14 protein-coding genes and 1 pseudogene are annotated in these 16071 nt (G+C 68.8%); 5 read left to right on the top strand and 10 right to left on the bottom strand.

Features of this window, described 5'->3' with window-relative positions:
* Positions 1 to 10 precede the first annotated feature (10 nt).
* The 6 genes from OR16_RS21855 to OR16_RS21830 all read right to left on the bottom strand — a co-directional run bounded on the left by OR16_RS21855 (position 11) and on the right by OR16_RS21830 (position 5923).
* The gene (locus OR16_RS21855; protein ID WP_006160126.1) at positions 11 to 979 is read right to left on the bottom strand and encodes a Bug family tripartite tricarboxylate transporter substrate binding protein; all 969 of its coding nucleotides are present in this window, start codon (positions 977 to 979) and stop codon (positions 11 to 13) included.
* 129 nt (positions 980 to 1108) lie between these two features.
* Positions 1109 to 1765: a TetR/AcrR family transcriptional regulator gene (locus tag OR16_RS21850; RefSeq protein WP_006160125.1), complete on the bottom strand. Its 657-nt coding sequence runs from the start codon at positions 1763 to 1765 to the stop codon at positions 1109 to 1111.
* Positions 1766 to 1895: 130 nt separating this feature from the next.
* Complete coding sequence (locus OR16_RS21845; protein WP_006160124.1) at positions 1896 to 2780, bottom strand: alpha/beta fold hydrolase; 885 nt, start codon at positions 2778 to 2780, stop codon at positions 1896 to 1898.
* A 13-nt stretch (positions 2781 to 2793) separates the two neighbouring features.
* On the bottom strand, positions 2794 to 3453 hold the full coding sequence (leuD, locus tag OR16_RS21840) for a 3-isopropylmalate dehydratase small subunit (protein WP_006160123.1): 660 nt from the start codon (positions 3451 to 3453) through the stop codon (positions 2794 to 2796).
* Positions 3446 to 4864, bottom strand: coding sequence for a 3-isopropylmalate dehydratase large subunit (gene leuC / locus OR16_RS21835; RefSeq protein ID WP_006160122.1), 1419 nt, complete (start codon positions 4862 to 4864; stop codon positions 3446 to 3448). Before leuC ends, leuD begins: the two co-directional genes overlap by 8 nt.
* A gap of 57 nt (positions 4865 to 4921) precedes the next feature.
* A complete protein-coding gene (locus OR16_RS21830) occupies positions 4922 to 5923 on the bottom strand; it encodes a tripartite tricarboxylate transporter substrate binding protein (protein ID WP_006160121.1) in 1002 nt (333 codons plus the stop codon).
* Between the two features lie 157 nt (positions 5924 to 6080).
* Between OR16_RS21830 and OR16_RS21825 the strand changes: the two genes are divergently transcribed.
* Positions 6081 to 7001 carry a LysR family transcriptional regulator gene (locus tag OR16_RS21825; RefSeq protein ID WP_006160120.1) on the top strand — a complete coding sequence of 307 codons (921 nt, stop codon included), beginning with the start codon at positions 6081 to 6083 and terminating at the stop codon, positions 6999 to 7001.
* Between the two features lie 4 nt (positions 7002 to 7005).
* Here the strand turns inward: OR16_RS21825 and chrA are convergent, their stop codons facing one another.
* The 4 genes from chrA to OR16_RS21805 all read right to left on the bottom strand — a co-directional run bounded on the left by chrA (position 7006) and on the right by OR16_RS21805 (position 10976).
* Complete coding sequence (gene chrA, locus OR16_RS21820; RefSeq protein ID WP_050983066.1) at positions 7006 to 8367, bottom strand: chromate efflux transporter; 1362 nt, start codon at positions 8365 to 8367, stop codon at positions 7006 to 7008.
* 104 nt (positions 8368 to 8471) lie between these two features.
* Positions 8472 to 9107: a flavin reductase family protein gene (locus tag OR16_RS21815; protein ID WP_006160118.1), complete on the bottom strand. Its 636-nt coding sequence runs from the start codon at positions 9105 to 9107 to the stop codon at positions 8472 to 8474.
* A 20-nt stretch (positions 9108 to 9127) separates the two neighbouring features.
* Entirely contained in the window at positions 9128 to 9832 is a 705-nt protein-coding gene (locus OR16_RS21810; RefSeq protein WP_006160117.1) for a GntR family transcriptional regulator, read from the bottom strand.
* A 139-nt stretch (positions 9833 to 9971) separates the two neighbouring features.
* Positions 9972 to 10976 carry a polysaccharide deacetylase family protein gene (locus tag OR16_RS21805; RefSeq protein ID WP_006160115.1) on the bottom strand — a complete coding sequence of 335 codons (1005 nt, stop codon included), beginning with the start codon at positions 10974 to 10976 and terminating at the stop codon, positions 9972 to 9974.
* A gap of 323 nt (positions 10977 to 11299) precedes the next feature.
* Here OR16_RS21805 and OR16_RS21800 point away from each other — a divergent pair, with 323 nt between their 5' ends.
* The 4 genes and pseudogenes from OR16_RS21800 (at position 11300) to OR16_RS47795 (ending at position 16057) form a co-directional block, all read left to right on the top strand.
* Complete coding sequence (locus OR16_RS21800; RefSeq protein ID WP_006160114.1) at positions 11300 to 12475, top strand: ABC transporter substrate-binding protein; 1176 nt, start codon at positions 11300 to 11302, stop codon at positions 12473 to 12475.
* 76 nt (positions 12476 to 12551) lie between these two features.
* Positions 12552 to 13434: pseudogene (locus OR16_RS21795) on the top strand (branched-chain amino acid ABC transporter permease).
* The gene (locus tag OR16_RS21790) at positions 13431 to 15158 is read left to right on the top strand and encodes an ABC transporter permease subunit (protein ID WP_006160113.1); all 1728 of its coding nucleotides are present in this window, start codon (positions 13431 to 13433) and stop codon (positions 15156 to 15158) included. The pseudogene OR16_RS21795 and the gene OR16_RS21790 overlap by 4 nt, the downstream one beginning before the upstream one ends.
* A complete protein-coding gene (locus tag OR16_RS47795) occupies positions 15083 to 16057 on the top strand; it encodes an ATP-binding cassette domain-containing protein (RefSeq protein ID WP_423739675.1) in 975 nt (324 codons plus the stop codon). The genes OR16_RS21790 and OR16_RS47795 overlap by 76 nt, the downstream gene beginning before the upstream one ends.
* The last annotated feature ends 14 nt before the right edge of the window (positions 16058 to 16071 follow it).

The raw sequence follows: 16071 nt of genomic DNA, 5'->3' as shown, positions 1-16071 counted from the left end.
GTGCGGGGGATCAGAGGGCGATGCCGAGCTTGCGGATCATGGGGCCCCAGGCCTGCGCGTCGCGCTGCATATAGCGCTCCACTTCGGTCGGCGGCCCCTTGATCGGGTCGAGGAACTGGTTGGCCAGCTTGTCCTTGAATGCCGGCTCGTCCATGGCCGCATTGATGTCGGCGTTGACCTTCTGCACCAGCGCCGCCGGCGTGCCGGTCTTTGCGACGATGGCGTACCAGCCTGGCACCGCCACGTCGTAGCCGAGCTCCTTGAAGGTCGGCACGTCGGGCAGCGCGGCCAGCCGCCGCTCGCCGGTCACCGCCAGCGCCACCAGCTTCTTGCCGGCGATATAGGGCTGCACGCCCGCCAGCACATTCATCATGGCTGGCGTCTCGCCCGACATCAGGCTGGTTGAGCCACCGGCGCCGTTGAACGGCACATGCTGCAGCTTGACGCCGGCGCGCTCGGCCACCAGTTCCATGGCCAGGTGCGTGGAGTTGCCGATGCCGCCGGAGGCGTAGCTGATGCCGCCCGGCCGCGCCTTGGCGAGCCGCACGAATTCGGCAAAGCTGGTGGCATGCAGCGCCGGCGCGACCACCAGCACGAACGGCGAGTTGGCCAGCATCGCCACGCCGGTCAGGTCGCGCTGCGGCACATAAGGCAGCGCGGGATACAGGAAGGGATTGAAGGCCAGGTTGGACACCCCGGCGAAGAACAAGGTGTAGCCATCGGCCGGCTGCTGCAGCACATAGTTGATGGCCAGCACGCCGTTGGCGCCGGGCCTGTTTTCCACGACGACGCTGCGTCCCCAGCGCTTGCCCAGCGCCTCGGCCAGCGCGCGCGCCAGCACGTCGTTGCCGCTGCCGCCGGCCTGCGGCACCACCAGCCTGACGGGGCGCTGCGGCCAGTCCTGCGCCCAGCCGGCGGCGCCATATGCCATGCCCGCCACGGCCAGCGCGGCACGCAATATCAGTGTGCGTCTGTTCATTTCGATCTCCTCTTGAATCCCCTGAGCCTCACCTCGCATCGAGGTGCATCCGGTTTACTGTACCATGTGGTACATAGAGAGGAAAAAAAATTTTGATGCGGCGGCGCAATCCTCCGCGCCGCCCGAGGATCAGGCATCGGCCTGCGCTGTTGCGCCCGTGGCCCTCGGCGCATTCAGCATGCGCGCGAAGTACTTCAGCGCGGCAGTGGTGCCCTTGCGGTCGCCCGTGGTGACGAGGTCCAGCAACAAGCCGCGCACGGTGGCCACCTCGATGCGGGCCCGCAGCTTCGCCTCGCTCGTGCTCAATCCAAGCTGCTTGTGAAAGCGCTCGGTCAGCGCGCCGGTCCAGCTGCCGATCACATCGTCGAGGAACACCTGGAAGCGTTCGCGATCGCGAATGGCACGGCCATAAATCTCGAACAGCAACTGGATGATAGGCAGGTAGTTGTCCGCCGAATAGCGCGCCCAGGCCACTTCCAGCGCCCGCGCGGGATCCGCCTCGCTGGCGGCCAGGCTGGCGCGCGCATCCAGCTCGGCGTGGCGGATGCGGCGCAGGACCGCCTCCCAGAACTGGTCGGCCGAGCCGAAATAGTAGATCAGCATGCGGTGGCTGGTGCCGACCGCTTCGGCGATATGACGCAGCGACAAATCGCCAATGCCATGTTCGAGCACGTGGCTGACGGCGCCGTCGAGCAGTTGGATAGCCTGGTCGCTGGTAGCGCGGCCTTGCGCGAGCGTGTCGGCGGCGGCGGCGGCGGCGGCGGCGGGATTCTTGCGGGGCGGCATGGGCAGGGGAATGCGTTCGGTTGGGCACGGGGGCGAAGACAGCGAGTGTAAGCCAGCCCGGCTCGCCGCGCACTCGCCCGCTGTGCCCGGCGCCCCTGCGGCGTCCCGGCCGCGCCCCTAATTTGCGCCCCTAATCTGCGCCCAACAGGAACGGCAGCGTCTCCTCCAGCAGCAACTCCGGCATCTCCTCGGCCATGTAGTGCCCGCACGGCAGGCTCTTGCCGCTCACGTTGCGCGCCACCTTGCGCCACTCCTCCAGCGGCGCGAAGCAGCGGCCCACCGCGCCCTGCTCGCCCCACAGCGCCAGCATCCGGCACGCGACCTTGCGCCCGGCGGCCAGGTCGGCGCGGTCGTGCTCGAGATCGATCGACGCGCTGGCGCGATAGTCTTCGCACAGCCCGTGCGCCGCGCCCGGCAGGCTCAGGCAACGCAGGTACTCCGCCATGGCCGCCTCGGTAAACGGCGCCAGGCCGGCACTGCGGCTGCCCATGGTGCTGCGCAGGTAGAGCGCCGGATCGGCCTCGATCAGCGTCTCGGGAAACGGCGCGGGCCGGATCAGGAAGAACCAGTGGTAGTAGGCCAGCGCGAACTGCAGGCTGGTCTGTTCGTACATCGCCAGCGTGGGCGCGATATCGAGCGTGACCAGCCGGCGCACGGCATCGGGATGGTCCAGCGCCATGCGGTGCGCGACGCGCCCGCCGCGGTCATGCGCCATCACCACGAAGCGCTCGAAGCCCAGCGCGCGCATCGCCGTGACCTGGTCCTGCGCCATGCTGCGCTTGCTGTAGTTGGCGTGGTCCGGCAGGCCGGCGGGCTTGCCGCTGTCGCCGTAGCCGCGCAGGTCGGTGGCTACCACGGTGAAATGCCGCGCCAGCGTGGCGGCCACCTTGTGCCAGATCATGTGCGTTTGCGGATGCCCATGCAGCAGCAGCAAGGCCGGGCCCTGGCCGCCGACGATGGCGTTGATCTCGACTTCGCCGCATGGAATGCGGCGCTGGGTGAAGCCTTCGAACATGCTCAGTCCTCCTTCAGACGGACAGCCGCGCCATGGTCTTGGCGGCGACGTCCTGCAGCCAGGGCTGCGACTGGTGATGGCGCTGCGCGAACGCGGCGATCTGCGAGGACTGTGCCAGCGTCGCGCCGATCATGTCCAGTCCCCGGCGGAACATGGTGCGGTGGCGCTCGGCCAGCGTAAAGGCGAAGCGCAGCGCCCCGGCGCTCACCGACATCGCCGCGAGGTCGATCTCGATTCGCGCGGGCGCGTCGCCCGACACCGCGGCCATCAGCGCATCCACCTCGGCCTGCGGCAACATCACCAGCAGCAACCGGTTGTTGATCGCGTTCGAGTAAAAAATCTCGCCAAAGCTCGGCGCGATCACCGCGCGAATCCCGTATTGCTGCAGCCCCCAGACAGCGTGCTCGCGGCTCGAGCCACAGCCAAAGTTAGGGCCGGCCACCAGCACCCCCACGCCCTGGTATCGCGGCTGGTTGAGCGCGAACTCCGGGCGCGGCGCGCCTTGCGCGTCGAAGCGCATATCGTAGAGCAGGCCACGGTCCAGCCCCGCCTTGTCGATGATGCGCAGGAACTGCTTGGGCATGATCTGGTCGGTGTCGAGGTTGCCGACAGGCAGCGGTGCGCCAAGCGCGGCAATCAGGTCGAAAATCAGTTCGGAATCGTGATCAGTCATTGCATTGCTCCAGGCGGCGCACATCGGTGATGCAGCCGGTCAGCGCCGCCGCGGCGGCCATGGCGGGACTCATCAGGTGGGTGCGCCCGGCGCGCCCCTGGCGTCCCTCGAAATTGCGGTTGGTGGTGGAGGCGCAGCGCTCGCCCGGGGCGAGCACGTCGTCGTTCATGGCCAGGCACATCGAGCAGCCCGGCTTGCGCCATTCGAAGCCGGCGTCCAGCAGCACCTGCGCAATGCCTTCGTCCTCGGCCTGCTGGCGCACCGCGCCGGAGCCCGGCACCACCATCGCGCGCACGCCCTCGGCCACCCTGCGCCCGCGCGCGATGGCGGCCACCGCGCGCAGGTCCTCGATGCGGCCATTGGTGCAGGAGCCAATGAACACCCGCTGCACCGGCAGTCCTTCGAGCGTGGCGCCCGCCTGCAGGCCGATGTAGTCGAGCGCCTTGGCGGCGGCGCCACGCGCGAGATCGTCGGCGGCATCGGCGGGCAGCGGCACGCGCGCGTCGATGGGGATGGCCTGGTCGGGGCTCGTGCCCCAGCTCACGTACGGTGCCACTTGGCCGGCATCGAATACCAGCTCGCGGTCGAACCCTGCGTCCGCGTCGGCGTGGAGTTGGCGCCAGCAGGCCAGCGCACGCTCGCGCATCGGCGCATCGATATCGGCCGCGCGCGCCAGCACGTAGTCGATGGCCGCCGCGTCCGGCGCGATCAGGGCGCCGCGCGCGCCGGCCTCCACCGTCATATTGCACAGCGTCATGCGCGCCTCGATCGACAGCGCGGCAATGGCGCTGCCGGCGAATTCCACCACGTAGCCGCGCGCGCCCTGCGCGCCGATGCGGCTGATGATATGCAGGATCAGGTCCTTTGCAGTGGCACCGCGCGCAAGCAATCCTTCCACACGGATCCGCATGTCCTTGGCCACGCGGTACACCAGCGTCTGCGTGGCCAGCACATGCTCCACCTCGGACGTGCCGATGCCAAAGCCGAGCGCGCCCAGCGCGCCGTAGGTGGTGGTATGGCTGTCGCCGCACAGCACCACCATGCCAGGCCGGATCATGCCGTGCTCAGGCGCGATCACGTGCTCGATGCCCTGCAGCGCGTCATCGGTATCGAACAGCGGGATGCCGTGCCGATCGCAGTTGCGCTTGAGGTTGCGCGCCTGCAGCGCCGAAGCGGGATCCTGGATGCGGCGCGGGCTCTGCGCGTGGGTGGGGATGATGTGGTCCACCACCGCCACCTGCTGGCCCGGCGACGGCACGCCCCGGCCCTGCGCGGCCAGCCCGGCGAAAGCCTGCGGGCTGGTGTATTCGTTCATCAGGTGCAGATCCGCGTAGAGCAGCACGTGGTCGGCATCGAGCACCGCCACGGTGTGCGAATCCACCAGCTTGCGATAGAAGGTAAGGCCTGACATGGGACTCTGCCTGAAGTGAGTGGTAAGTCGAAAAATGCGCAGCCGCAAGGGCCGCGCTTACTCCGGCGTGATGCCGGCCTGCTTGATCTGCGCGGCCCAGCGCTTGATTTCCTTGTGCAGCATGGCGTCGGCCTGGGACGGGCTCATCGTGAGCGGTTCGAAGCCTTCCCTGAGCAGGCGCGCCTTGATTTCCGGCGCGGCCAGCGCCTGGTTCAGCGTCTGGTTGAGCTTGGCGATCACGTCCTTGGGCGTGCCGGCGGGCGCGCTGACGATGAACCAGGTCTCGAAGGCGTAATTGAGCAGGCCCGCCTCGGCAATGGTGGGCACATTGGGCAGCAGCGGCGAGCGCTTGGGCCCGGTCACCGCCAGCGCGCGCAGCTTGCCCGCCTGCACCTGCGGCAGCGCGGCCGACAGCACCGGGAAGCTGAGCTGTACCTGGCCGGCGATGGTATCGACCATGGCCGGGCCGCCGCCCTTGTACGGCACGTGCAGGATGGCCGTGCCGGACTCCGACTTGAACAGTTCCGCCGCCATATGGAAGGTGCTGCCGGTGCCCGCCGAGCCAAAGCTCAGTTGCCCGGGGCGGCTCTTGGCCAGCGCAATCAGCGCCTTCACATTCTTGGCCGGCAGGCCATTGGTGACCACCAGCACGTGCTGTGAGGTGCCCACCGTGCCGACCGACGTCAGGTCGCGCTCGGTGTCGAACGGCAGCTTGGCGAACAGCGACGGATTCACCGCCAGCGCCACGTTGTTGATGGCCAGCGTATAGCCATCGGGCTTGGCCTTGGCCGCCTGGTCCATGCCGATATTGCCCGAGGCGCCCGCGCGGTTGTCCGCCACCACGGGCTGGCCGAGCTGCCGGCCCCACGCTTCGGTGACCAGCCGCGCGGCGATGTCGACGCTGCCGCCTGGGGCGAACGGCACGATCAGGCGAATCGGGCGCGCGGGAAACGTCTCGGCCGAGGCCACCGCCGGCGCGAGCGCAACCGACAAGGCGACAGCACTCAAGGCGAGCGGCATCCGGCAGATCCGGCGGGCGATGGCGGTAAAGCGGTTCATGTGGGGTCTCCTGGACGGCAGGCTGGCTACAAGGGAACGCCCCCGGCGCCGCCGCGCTTATCGAGATGCCAGTTTAACCATTGAACCCACCGCTATAATTTCGCTCACAGACTTTCATTCAGTCGCCTGATTCATCAATCAGGCCTCGGACCGCATCGTGGACAATTTCTCCGACCTCGCCTTCTTCGTCACCTTGGTCAAGCGCGGCAGCCTGGCCGGCGCGGCCCAGCAGTTCGGCATCACGCCGTCGGCCGCCAGCAAGCGGCTGACCGCGCTGGAGGCGCGCCTGGGCGTGCGCCTGCTCAACCGCACCACGCGCCGGCTGAGCGTGACGCAGGAGGGCGAGGCTTACCTGGCCCAGGGCGCGCGCATCCTGGCCGAACTGGAGGAGCTGGAGCAAGGGCTCGGCGGCAGCCGGGTGGCGCCGCGCGGGCTGCTGCGGGTCAATGCCACGCTGGGCTTTGGCCGGCGCCACGTGGCGCCGGCGGTGGGCGCCTTCCTGTTGGCTTGCCCGGAGGTGGAGGTGCAGCTGGAGCTCACGGACCGGCCGCTGAACCTGGCCGAAGCGGGCTTCGATGTCGGCATCCGCGTGGGCGATTTGCCCGATGCGCGCCTGACCGCCAGGCCCATCGCGCACAACCGCCGCCTCCTGTGCGCCGCGCCGCGCTACCTGGCCGGCCACGGCGAGCCGGCGTCGCCGCGCGAGCTGCAACAGCACCGCTGCATTGTCATCCGGGAGAGCGACACCCCCTACGGCACCTGGCACCTGCGCTCGGCCAGCCGCCAGGAAACCGTGAAGGTGCGCGGGCCGGCCAGCACCAACGACGGCGAAGCGGCACTCGGCTGGACCCTGCAGGGCCACGGCATATTGATGCGCTCGGAATGGGAGGTGGCGCCGATGCTCCGCTCCGGGCGGCTGCGCCAGGTGCTGCCCGACTGGGAGACGCCGCCCGCCGATGTGTTCGCGGTATTCCTCACGCGCGACCACCTCACGGCCAAGGTGCGCGCGTTCGTGGACTTCCTGGCGGCGCACTTCGCGGCCCACCGCCTGGCGGGCGCGCCCTATAGCGGCTGGTAGCCGTTCAGGCCATACCGCGCAGGAACACCAGCGCCAGCCCGGCGGTGCCGCAAGCGAGGATGACCGGAATCACGCCGGCCTTGAAACGGAACAACGCCACCGCCGCGGCCAGTCCGATCAGGGCGGATGGCCACTCCAGGCGCCCTTGCAGCCCGGCGGGCCACAACACGTGATAGGCAAAGAACACCGCCAGGTTGACGATCACGCCAACCACCGCCGCCGTGATGGCGGTCAGCGGCGCGGTGAACTTCAGGTTGCCGTGCGTGCTCTCCACGAACGGCCCGCCCAGCAGGATGAACAGGAACGACGGCAGAAAGGTGAAGAAGGTCACCACCGTCGCCGCCACCACGGCCGACGCCACCGCCGCATCGGCGCCGAACACGGCCTGCGTCCAGCCGCCGACGAAGCCGACGAAGGCCACCACCATGATGAGCGGGCCGGGCGTGGTTTCGCCCAGTGCCAGGCCGTCGATCATCTGCGGCGCGCTCAGCCAGTGGTAGTGCGCCACCGCGCCCTGGTTGACGTAGGGCAGCACCGCATAGGCGCCGCCAAAGGTCATCAGCGCGGCCTTGGTGAAGAACCAGCCCATTTGCGTGAGCGTGCCCTGCCAGCCGTAGCGCCAGGCCAGCGCGCCCAGCGCCAGCCCCCAGATCGCGAGGAACACCGCCAGAACCAGCCAGAAGCGCTTCCAGGTAAAAATCGCGTGCGGCGGCGTGGGCGTGTGATCGTCCAGCAGCGCGGGGCCAAAGCCGGTCTTGCTGGCGCCGTGCCCGCCCCCGCTGGCAAAGCGCGCCGGCGCAAACCGGCCGCCCGCGTAGCCGATCAAGGCCGCGGCCAGCACGATGACCGGGAACGGCAATTCCAGCGCGAAGATGGCGACGAACGAAGCCGCCGCGATCGCCCAAAGCCAGCTGTTCTTCAGCGCCCGCGAGCCGATGCGCCACGCCGCCGACATCACGATCGCCGTCACCGCCGGCTTGATGCCGTACAGCACCCCCGCCACCGCCGGCACCTCGCCAAAGCGCATGTAGATCCACGACAGCAGCATCAGGATCAGCAACGACGGCAGCACGAACAGCCCGCCCGCGATCACCCCGCCCCAGGTGCGGTGCATCAGCCAGCCGATATACGTTGCCAGCTGCTGCGCCTCAGGCCCGGGCAGCACCATGCAGTAGTTAAGCGCATGCAAGAAGCGGCCCTCCGAGATCCAGCGCCGCCGCTCGACCAGGTCCTCGTGCATGATGGCGATCTGTCCCGCCGGGCCGCCAAAGCTGATGAAGCCCAGCTTGAGCCAGTACCAGAACGCCTGGCGCAAGCTGATGGCGGCCGGGGTTGCGGCGTCGGGTGTGGTGGTCGATGCTTGCATGGGAGCCAATGTGGGAATGATGGCCAGCGACACGCTGGGTGCCTAAAGATAGCAGAGGCTTGTGTCAGCATGCTGCCAATCGCCCACGCCACCGTATTGCCAGCTCACATCTCGTCCACCGCCGTGGTCGCCGTCACCACCCCCGCCTCCTTCTCCATCGAGAACCGATCCCGCGTGGTGACGTAGAAGCTGGCCCCGAATCGTCCCACCGGAAAGTAGTTCTGCAACCGCACGCGCCAGGTCTGCGTATCGATCAGATCGTCCCGCGCATGCAGCCGCAGCACGCGGCCGATGAAAATCTGCCGGCTGGCTGTCTCAAGCGTTTCCCACAAGGTGCATTCAAACGCCACCGGCGCTTGGGCAATTCGCGGCGGCGCCACCGCGCTCGATGGCAGCGACGTCAACCCCACGCGCGCGAGCTCGCTCTGCTGCGGCGGCAAACGCTCGCCGCAGCCGTGCATCTGCTCCGCCATCGCTTCATCGCTAAGGTGCACGACAAACTCGCCGGTGCGCGCGATATTGGCGGCGGTGTCCTTGAGCGCGCCGTCATGCAGCCGGTTGATGCTGATCATCACGATGGGCGGCTCTTCGCCGAGCATGTTGAACATCGAGAACGGCGCGGCATTGACGGTGCCGTCCTCCGACAGCGTGGTGACCAGTGCGATCGGGCGCGGCACGATCAGGCTGGCCATCAGCTTGTAACGCTGATACTCGGTGATGGCCTCGAAATCGATTTCCATACTTGCTCCCCTTATCTCCCTTATCCCCCATGCTCCCCCGCCAGGCCCAGCATCTGGGCAAGGCTCTTCTCGCCCTGCATGCGAGACGTTTCGATGCGTTGCTCCAGCTCGCGCAGGTGCGACTCCATCCGTTGGACCGCGCCGGCAGCGTCGCGCCGCTCTATGCAATCCACAATGGCCGCATGTTCGTCGTGCTCGCACGGCGCGTGTCCCGGCGGCTCGTACAGGCCTACGATCAGCGAGCAGCGCGAGACCAGCTCAGTGAGATAGCGCTGCAGCACGGGGTTGCGCGCGAGCGCGGCGATGCGCAGGTGAAAGCCGCTTGCCAGCCGCGCCCATGAGGGCTGGTCGAAGCGATGCATGGCCTCGTGCTCGGCGGCCAGTTGCTGACGCAGCTCGCGCAGGTCGGCGGGCGTGACGCGTGCCACGGCGAGTTCCACCAGCACGCGCTCCATGGCGCGGCGCGCTTCGAAGATCTGGCTGGTCTCGGCCGGCGTGGGCTCGGCGATGACCGCGCCTTTGTTGGGGCGCAGGTCGACGATGCCGTCGTGCGCCAGCTTTTCCAGCACGCGGCGCACGACCGCGCGGCCCACGCCGAACAACTGGCACAGCTCGGGCTCGGGCAGCTTGGTGCCGGGCATGAGCCGGTGGTTGAGCACGCCGTCGAAGATGGACTGGTAGATGCGCGCGTCGGCATCGCCGCCGAGTTCCGCGCCGGCCTCCATCGAGGCGGCCTCGACGGACGCAGAGGGCGCTGCACCGGGCTTCGGCTTGCCGGCTTTCGGCTTGGCCGCCTTCGGCGGCGCGGTACGGGGTGATGCGGTGCGAGGCATGACGTCGGCCGGGGACATGGAACTCATGATGTTAGCGTGAAGCGGCGGCCAGCGGCGCCACCTGCTCGAGGTGATCGCAGATGGCGCCGGGCGTGGTGAACCACACCTTGCCTTGCCGCCGGCGGCAGGCAATGTGCGCCAGCGCGCGGCGCAGGTGCCGCAGGCGATATGGCTGGCCCACCAGGTAAGGATGCAGCGCAATGCCCATCACCAGCGGTTGCGGATGCTGCGCGTGGCAGGCCTGCGCCAGCATTTCGTCGAACTGGTCGATGATCATGTCGGCGAACGCGCTGCCGTCCAGATGGCGGCCCACGATCATCGGGATATCGTTCAGCTCCTGCGGATAGGGAATGGACCATAGCGGGCCGCCGCGCGTCTCCATGCGCACCGGGCGGTCGTCGTGGCACCAGTTGAGCGTGTAGCGATAGCCGGTCTCGGCCAGCAGGTCGGGCGTGAGCGCGGTCTCGGCGATCCAGGGCGACAGCCAGCCCGATGGCGCTGTGCCCGCATGCGCGACGATGCGCTCGCGGCAATGCAGCAGCAACGCGCGCTCGCCGGCCTCGTCCAGGTCGCTCTGACGGCGCGCGTTGGTGTGCCCGTGCCCGATCAGCTCGTCCCCGCGCGCGAGGCAGGCGTTGACCACTTCGGGGCAATGATCGTAGAGGGCGGTGTTGATCAGCGCGCCGGCCGGCAACGCAAGCTGGTCGAACAACTCCAGGCAGCGCCACACGCCCACGCGGTTGCCGTACTCGCGCCAGCTGTAGTTGAGCACGTCGGGCTGCGGCGCGGCCGGTCCGAGGTTGGCACCCAGCCCTTCCCCGAACGCGAAGTGCTCGATATTGAAACCGAGGTAAACCGCGAGGTGGGCGCCGCCGGGCCAGCGATAGGTATCCACGTCGGTGATGGGCCGGTAGCCAAAGCGCCCGTGCGAGCGCAGGGGGCCATATCCGGGTCCGGGTCCGGGTCCGGGTCCGGGCGTCGCATCGTGCGGGCCACCGAGCGCCTGGACGGTGGAGGGGATCGGGTTATGCGTCATGTTCGATGATTGCCGGAGATTGCCTTAGTGCGTCCTTGCCGATGCGTGGGAGTCGCCAGCGCGGGCCATGCCCCGCCTTGGCGCCATCCGCAGACACCTGGCGGCATCCGGCACCGACATCGTGCAGGCATGGCACCAGGTTGATCGTATGCAAACTTCTATCAAGATCGTTTGCAAGAAGCAGGCCATATCGTAGACATACTGATTCATATATCGCTGCGCCTTTTCCGCCCGGTTTGCCGACGTGTGGCATGGCTCTTGCGAGCGGGACACCACGCATAGCCGACCGTCCCTCTCGCCTCATTCCTTATCGGAGAACCGCCATGTCCACCGTCTCACGCCGCGCCCTGCTCGCCGCCATTGCCGCGGCCTGCGCCTTGCCGGTCCTGCCCGCCCTGGCCGCCGACACCATCAAGATCGGCCTGGTCACCGCGTTGTCCGGCCAGTCGGCCCGCGCTGGCGAGTCGCTCACGCGCGGCATGACCATCGCCATCGACGAGATCAACGCCAAGGGCGGCCTGCTTGGCGGGCGCCAGCTCGAACTGGTGCGCCGCGACGACGAAGGCAATCCCGCCAAAGGCGTGCTGGCCGCGCGCGAGCTGATCTACAAAGAGAAGGTGGCGGTGCTGTTCGGCGGGCTGGACACGCCGGTGTCGATGGCCATCGTGCCGATCGCCAACCAGGAGAAGGTGCCGTTCATGGGCCCGTGGGCAGCGGGCACGCCGATCACCCGCAATGGCGCCAATCCCAACTATGTCTTCCGTGTCTCGGCAGTGGACGAAGTCGTCGACAAGGCCATGCTGCAGTACGCGCAGAAGAGCTTCAATGCCAGCAAGCCCGGCCTGATCCTCGTCAACAATCCCTGGGGCGAATCGAACGAGAAGGGCATCGTGGCCGCACTGTCCGCCAAGGGCATGACCCCGGCGGGCATCGAGAAGTTCGAGGCCAATGACGTGGACGTGGTGCCGCAACTCGGACGCCTGAAGGCGGCCGGCGCCGATGTGCTGTTCATGGTGGGCAACGTGGGACCGTCGGCACAGGTGGTGAAGTCGCTGGACCGCATGGGCTGGAAGGTGCCGGTGGTATCGCACTGGGGCCCCGCCGGCGGACGCTTCACCGAGCTGGCCGGCCCCAATGCCAAGAACGTGCACTTCGTGCAGACCTATAGCTTCTTCGGCTCGCCCTCGCCGGTCAGCACGCGCGTGGTGACCGCACTCAAGGCGAAGTACAACGACATCAAGGGCCCGGACGACATCACGCCGGCCGTGGGCGTGGCCAATGCCTACGATGCCATGCAGCTTGCCGCGCTGGCCATCGCGCGCGCCGGTTCGACCAAGGGCGATGCGGTGCGCGAGGGCTTCTACAAGATCGACCGCTATGAGGGGCTGATCAAGACCTATGTGAAGCCGTTCACGCCGCAGACGCATGACGCGCTCAGCGAGAACGACTACGTCTGGGCGCAGTTCATCGACAACCGGATCGTGCCGGTGGCGAAGTAAGGCGTGGTGCTGCGGGTGCATCCCCCGCAACACCTGCATCACCTGCAGCACCGACCACCCGCGACAAGGACTCACCATGTTATGGATCTCCGCCCTGATCAGCGGCCTCGGCCTGGGCAGCATGTACGGCCTGATGGCACTGGGATTTCACATTACCTACGCGGTCTCGGCCACGGTCAACTTCGCGCAGGGCAGCTCGATGATGCTGGGCGCGGTGCTGACCTACACCTTTGCCCAGACGCTGGGCTGGCCAATGCCGCTGGCGGTGGTGCTAGCGCTGGCGCTGTCTGTGCGCGCTGTACGGGCTGGCGGTGGAGTTCCTGGCGGTGCGCCCGTTTGCCAGCCGCGGCTCCAACGCCTGGCTGATGGCCACGGTGGCGCTAGGCATCGTGCTCGATAACGTAGTGATGCTGACCTTCGGCACCGAGCCGCGCAGCCTGCCCTCGCCGCTCGCCACCTCCGCGATGCAGCTCGGCGACACGGGCCTGGGCGTGTATCCGCTGCAGTTGCTGATCCCGGTGATCGGGCTGGCGCTGGCGGGGGTGCTGCACCTGCTGCTGCGCCGCTCGCGCTGGGGCGTGGCGATGCTGGCCGTGGTGCAGAACCGCGACGCCGCGCGGCTGATGGGCATCCCGATCCGGCGCCTGGTGGCGGCGGCGTTCGCGCTGTCCACGCTGCTGGCCGGCATTGCCGGCGTGCTGATCGCGCCGCTGTTCAACGTGCAATCCGACATGGGCACGGTGTTTGGCCTCAAGGCCTTTGCCGTTGCCATCCTGGGCGGGCTCGGCAGCGCCTGGGGCGTGATGGTGGCGGGCCTGATCTTCGGCGTGGCGGAGGCGCTGGTGACGGCCTCGCTCGGCTCTGGCTACACCCAGATCATCACCTTCTCCCTGGTGATCCTGCTGCTGGCCATGCGGCCGGACGGCTTGTTCGGACGCGCGGAGGTGCGCAAGGTATGAACGATTCCACGCTGACATCCACGCAAGGTGGCGCGCCGCGCGCCGCCTTACCGCAAGCCGCGCCTGCGAGCGCGCGGCCGCTGCTGGGCCTGGGCACGCCGCTGCAGGTAAGCGCGATGACGCTGGCCCTCATCGCGGCCGGTGCCGCGGCGCTGCTGGTCAACGGCTACTTCGTCTTTGTCATCGCCGGGGTGGCCATGCTGGCGATCTGCGGTGTGGGCCTGAACCTGCTGCTGGGGCTGACGGGACAGATCTCGTTCGGCCACGTGGCCTTTTATGCCATTGGCGCGTACACCGTCGCCATCCTCACCGGCCAGGCCGGCTGGAGCATCTGGGCGGCGTGGCCGGCGGGCGCGTTGATCGCCGCCGCCACTGGCGCGCTGCTCGCGCTGCCGGCATTGCGCGTGAAGGGGCCGGGCCTGGCGATGGTGACCATCGCCTTCGGCTTCATCGTGGAGCACGGCGCGGTTGAGTGGCGCGCGCTCACCGGCGGGCAGAACGGCCTGATGGGCATCGCCCAGCCGTCGCTGCCGGGCGTGGATGGTGGCGAGCGCGCGCTCGCGCTGATCGCGCTGGCGGTGCTGGCGATTGCCCTCGCGGCCTACGCACGTATCTCGCGCGGGCCCTGGGGCGCGGCCATGCGCGCGGTGCGCGACAGCGAGACCGCGGCGGCATCCATCGGCATCGACCCGCTGGTGGTCAAGACCGTGGGCTTCGCGTTCTCGGCCGCGCTGGCGGGGCTAGCCGGCGGCTTGTTCGCGCCGCTGCAAGGCATGGTCGCGCCAGGCATGTTCTCCTTCCTGCAGTCGATCCTGTTCGTCCTGGTGGTGATGATCGGCGGCGCGGGCACGGTGGCCGGGCCGGTGCTCGGCGCGGTGGTGGTAGGCGTCTTGCCCGAGCTGCTGTCGAGCCTGGAAAACCTGCGCCTGCTGTTCTTCGGCGGCCTGCTGTTGCTGGTGCTGTGGGTCGCCCCCGGCGGCATCGCCGGTATGTTCGGCCAGCTATGGCAGCGCGCTCGCCCGCAACGGCGCGCCTGCGGCGAAGGTGCCGGTGCCGGTGCCGGTGCCGGTGCCAGCTTGCCCGCGCTGCCGCCCTCCCGGCAGCGCGGGCTTGCGGCGCAGGGCTTGTCGATGGTGTTCGGCGGCGTGCGCGCGGTCGACGATCTTTCCTTCGACATGCCCGCCGGCGCGGTGACCAGCCTGATCGGCCCCAACGGCGCGGGCAAATCGACCGTGCTCAACATGTTGTCCGGCTACTACCGTGCGCGCGCCGGCGGCCGCCGCCTGGGCCAGGCCGCACTGCCCGCGCGCGGCGCCTGCCATAGCGCACGCAACGGCATCGCCCGCACCTACCAGACCTCGCAGCTGTTCGCCGGCATGAGCGCGGCCGAGAACGTGGCCATCGCCTTGCGGCGCGGGCGGCTTGGCACGCTGCTGGGCATCGCGGGCTTTACCGCGCCGGCGGTGCGGCAACAGGCGCTGGACCTGCTCGCCGCGTGCGGCTATGCCGGCGACCCGGACGCCTGCGCGGCCGACCTGGCGCACGTGGACCGGCGCCTGGTGGAGATTGCACGCGCGCTGGCCACCGCCCCGCGGTGCTGCTGCTCGATGAGCCGGCCGCCGGGCTATCGCGCGAGGACAAGGCGCGGCTGGGTGCGTTGCTGCGCAAGATTGCCGGCAGCGGCATTGCGGTGGGGCTGGTGGAACACGATATGTCGCTGGTGATGAACGTGTCGGATGGCATTGTCGTGATCGACGCCGGCCAGCACCTGGCGGCGGGCACACCGGCGGCCATCCGCAGCGATCCGCAGGTGCGCCGCGCCTACCTGGGCGAGGCCGCCGTGCTATCCGGCCAGGACGCCGCGCAGGCAATGCGCCCACGCAAGGTGCCGTCCGATGCATTGCGCGAAGTACTGGGCGTGAATGCGCTCAACGCAGGCTACGGCGCGGCACCTGTGCTGCACGACGTGGCGCTGCAGGTCCGCGAAGGCGAAGTGGTGGCGCTGCTGGGCGCCAACGGTGCGGGCAAATCCACCTTGATGCGCGCGTTGTCTGGCCTGCATCGCCCGCTGCAGGGCGGCATCACCTTCGACGGCGTGGACCTGGCGCGACTGGATGCCGAACGCATCGCGGCCATGGGCGTGGTGCTGGTGCCGGAAGGCCGGCAGGTGTTCCCCGAGCTATCGGTGCTCGACAACCTGCGGCTGGGTGCCTTTGCGTCGGGGCCGCTGTCCCATATGGAAATGATCAAGCGGGTTGAGTCCATGTTGACCCGCTTCCCGCGGCTGCGCGAGCGCCAGCACCAGCGTGCCGGCCTGCTCTCCGGGGGGGAACAGCAGATGCTGGCGATCGGGCGCGCGCTGATGTCCAACCCGCGCGTGCTGCTGCTCGACGAGCCTTCGCTGGGCCTGGCGCCTAAGGTGATCGCTGAGCTGTTCGCCTCGCTGGAGCAGTTGCGCGAGGCGTCGATCAGCATCCTGCTGGTGGACCAGATGGCCGCACTGGCACTCGCGCTGGCCGATCGCGGCTATGTGATGGAGGAAGGACGGGTGGTGGCGAGCGGGCCAGCGGACGAACTGGCCCGGGATCCCGCGCTGGCGCAGGCGTACCTGGGCGGGCAGTGAATCCACCGGCGAGC

The sequence above is a fragment of the Cupriavidus basilensis OR16 genome (assembly GCF_000243095.1).
GTDB lineage: Bacteria > Pseudomonadota > Gammaproteobacteria > Burkholderiales > Burkholderiaceae > Cupriavidus > Cupriavidus basilensis_D.
Note: the sequence above shows the minus strand (reverse complement) of the source record. Positions and strands in the feature narration are given on the sequence as shown.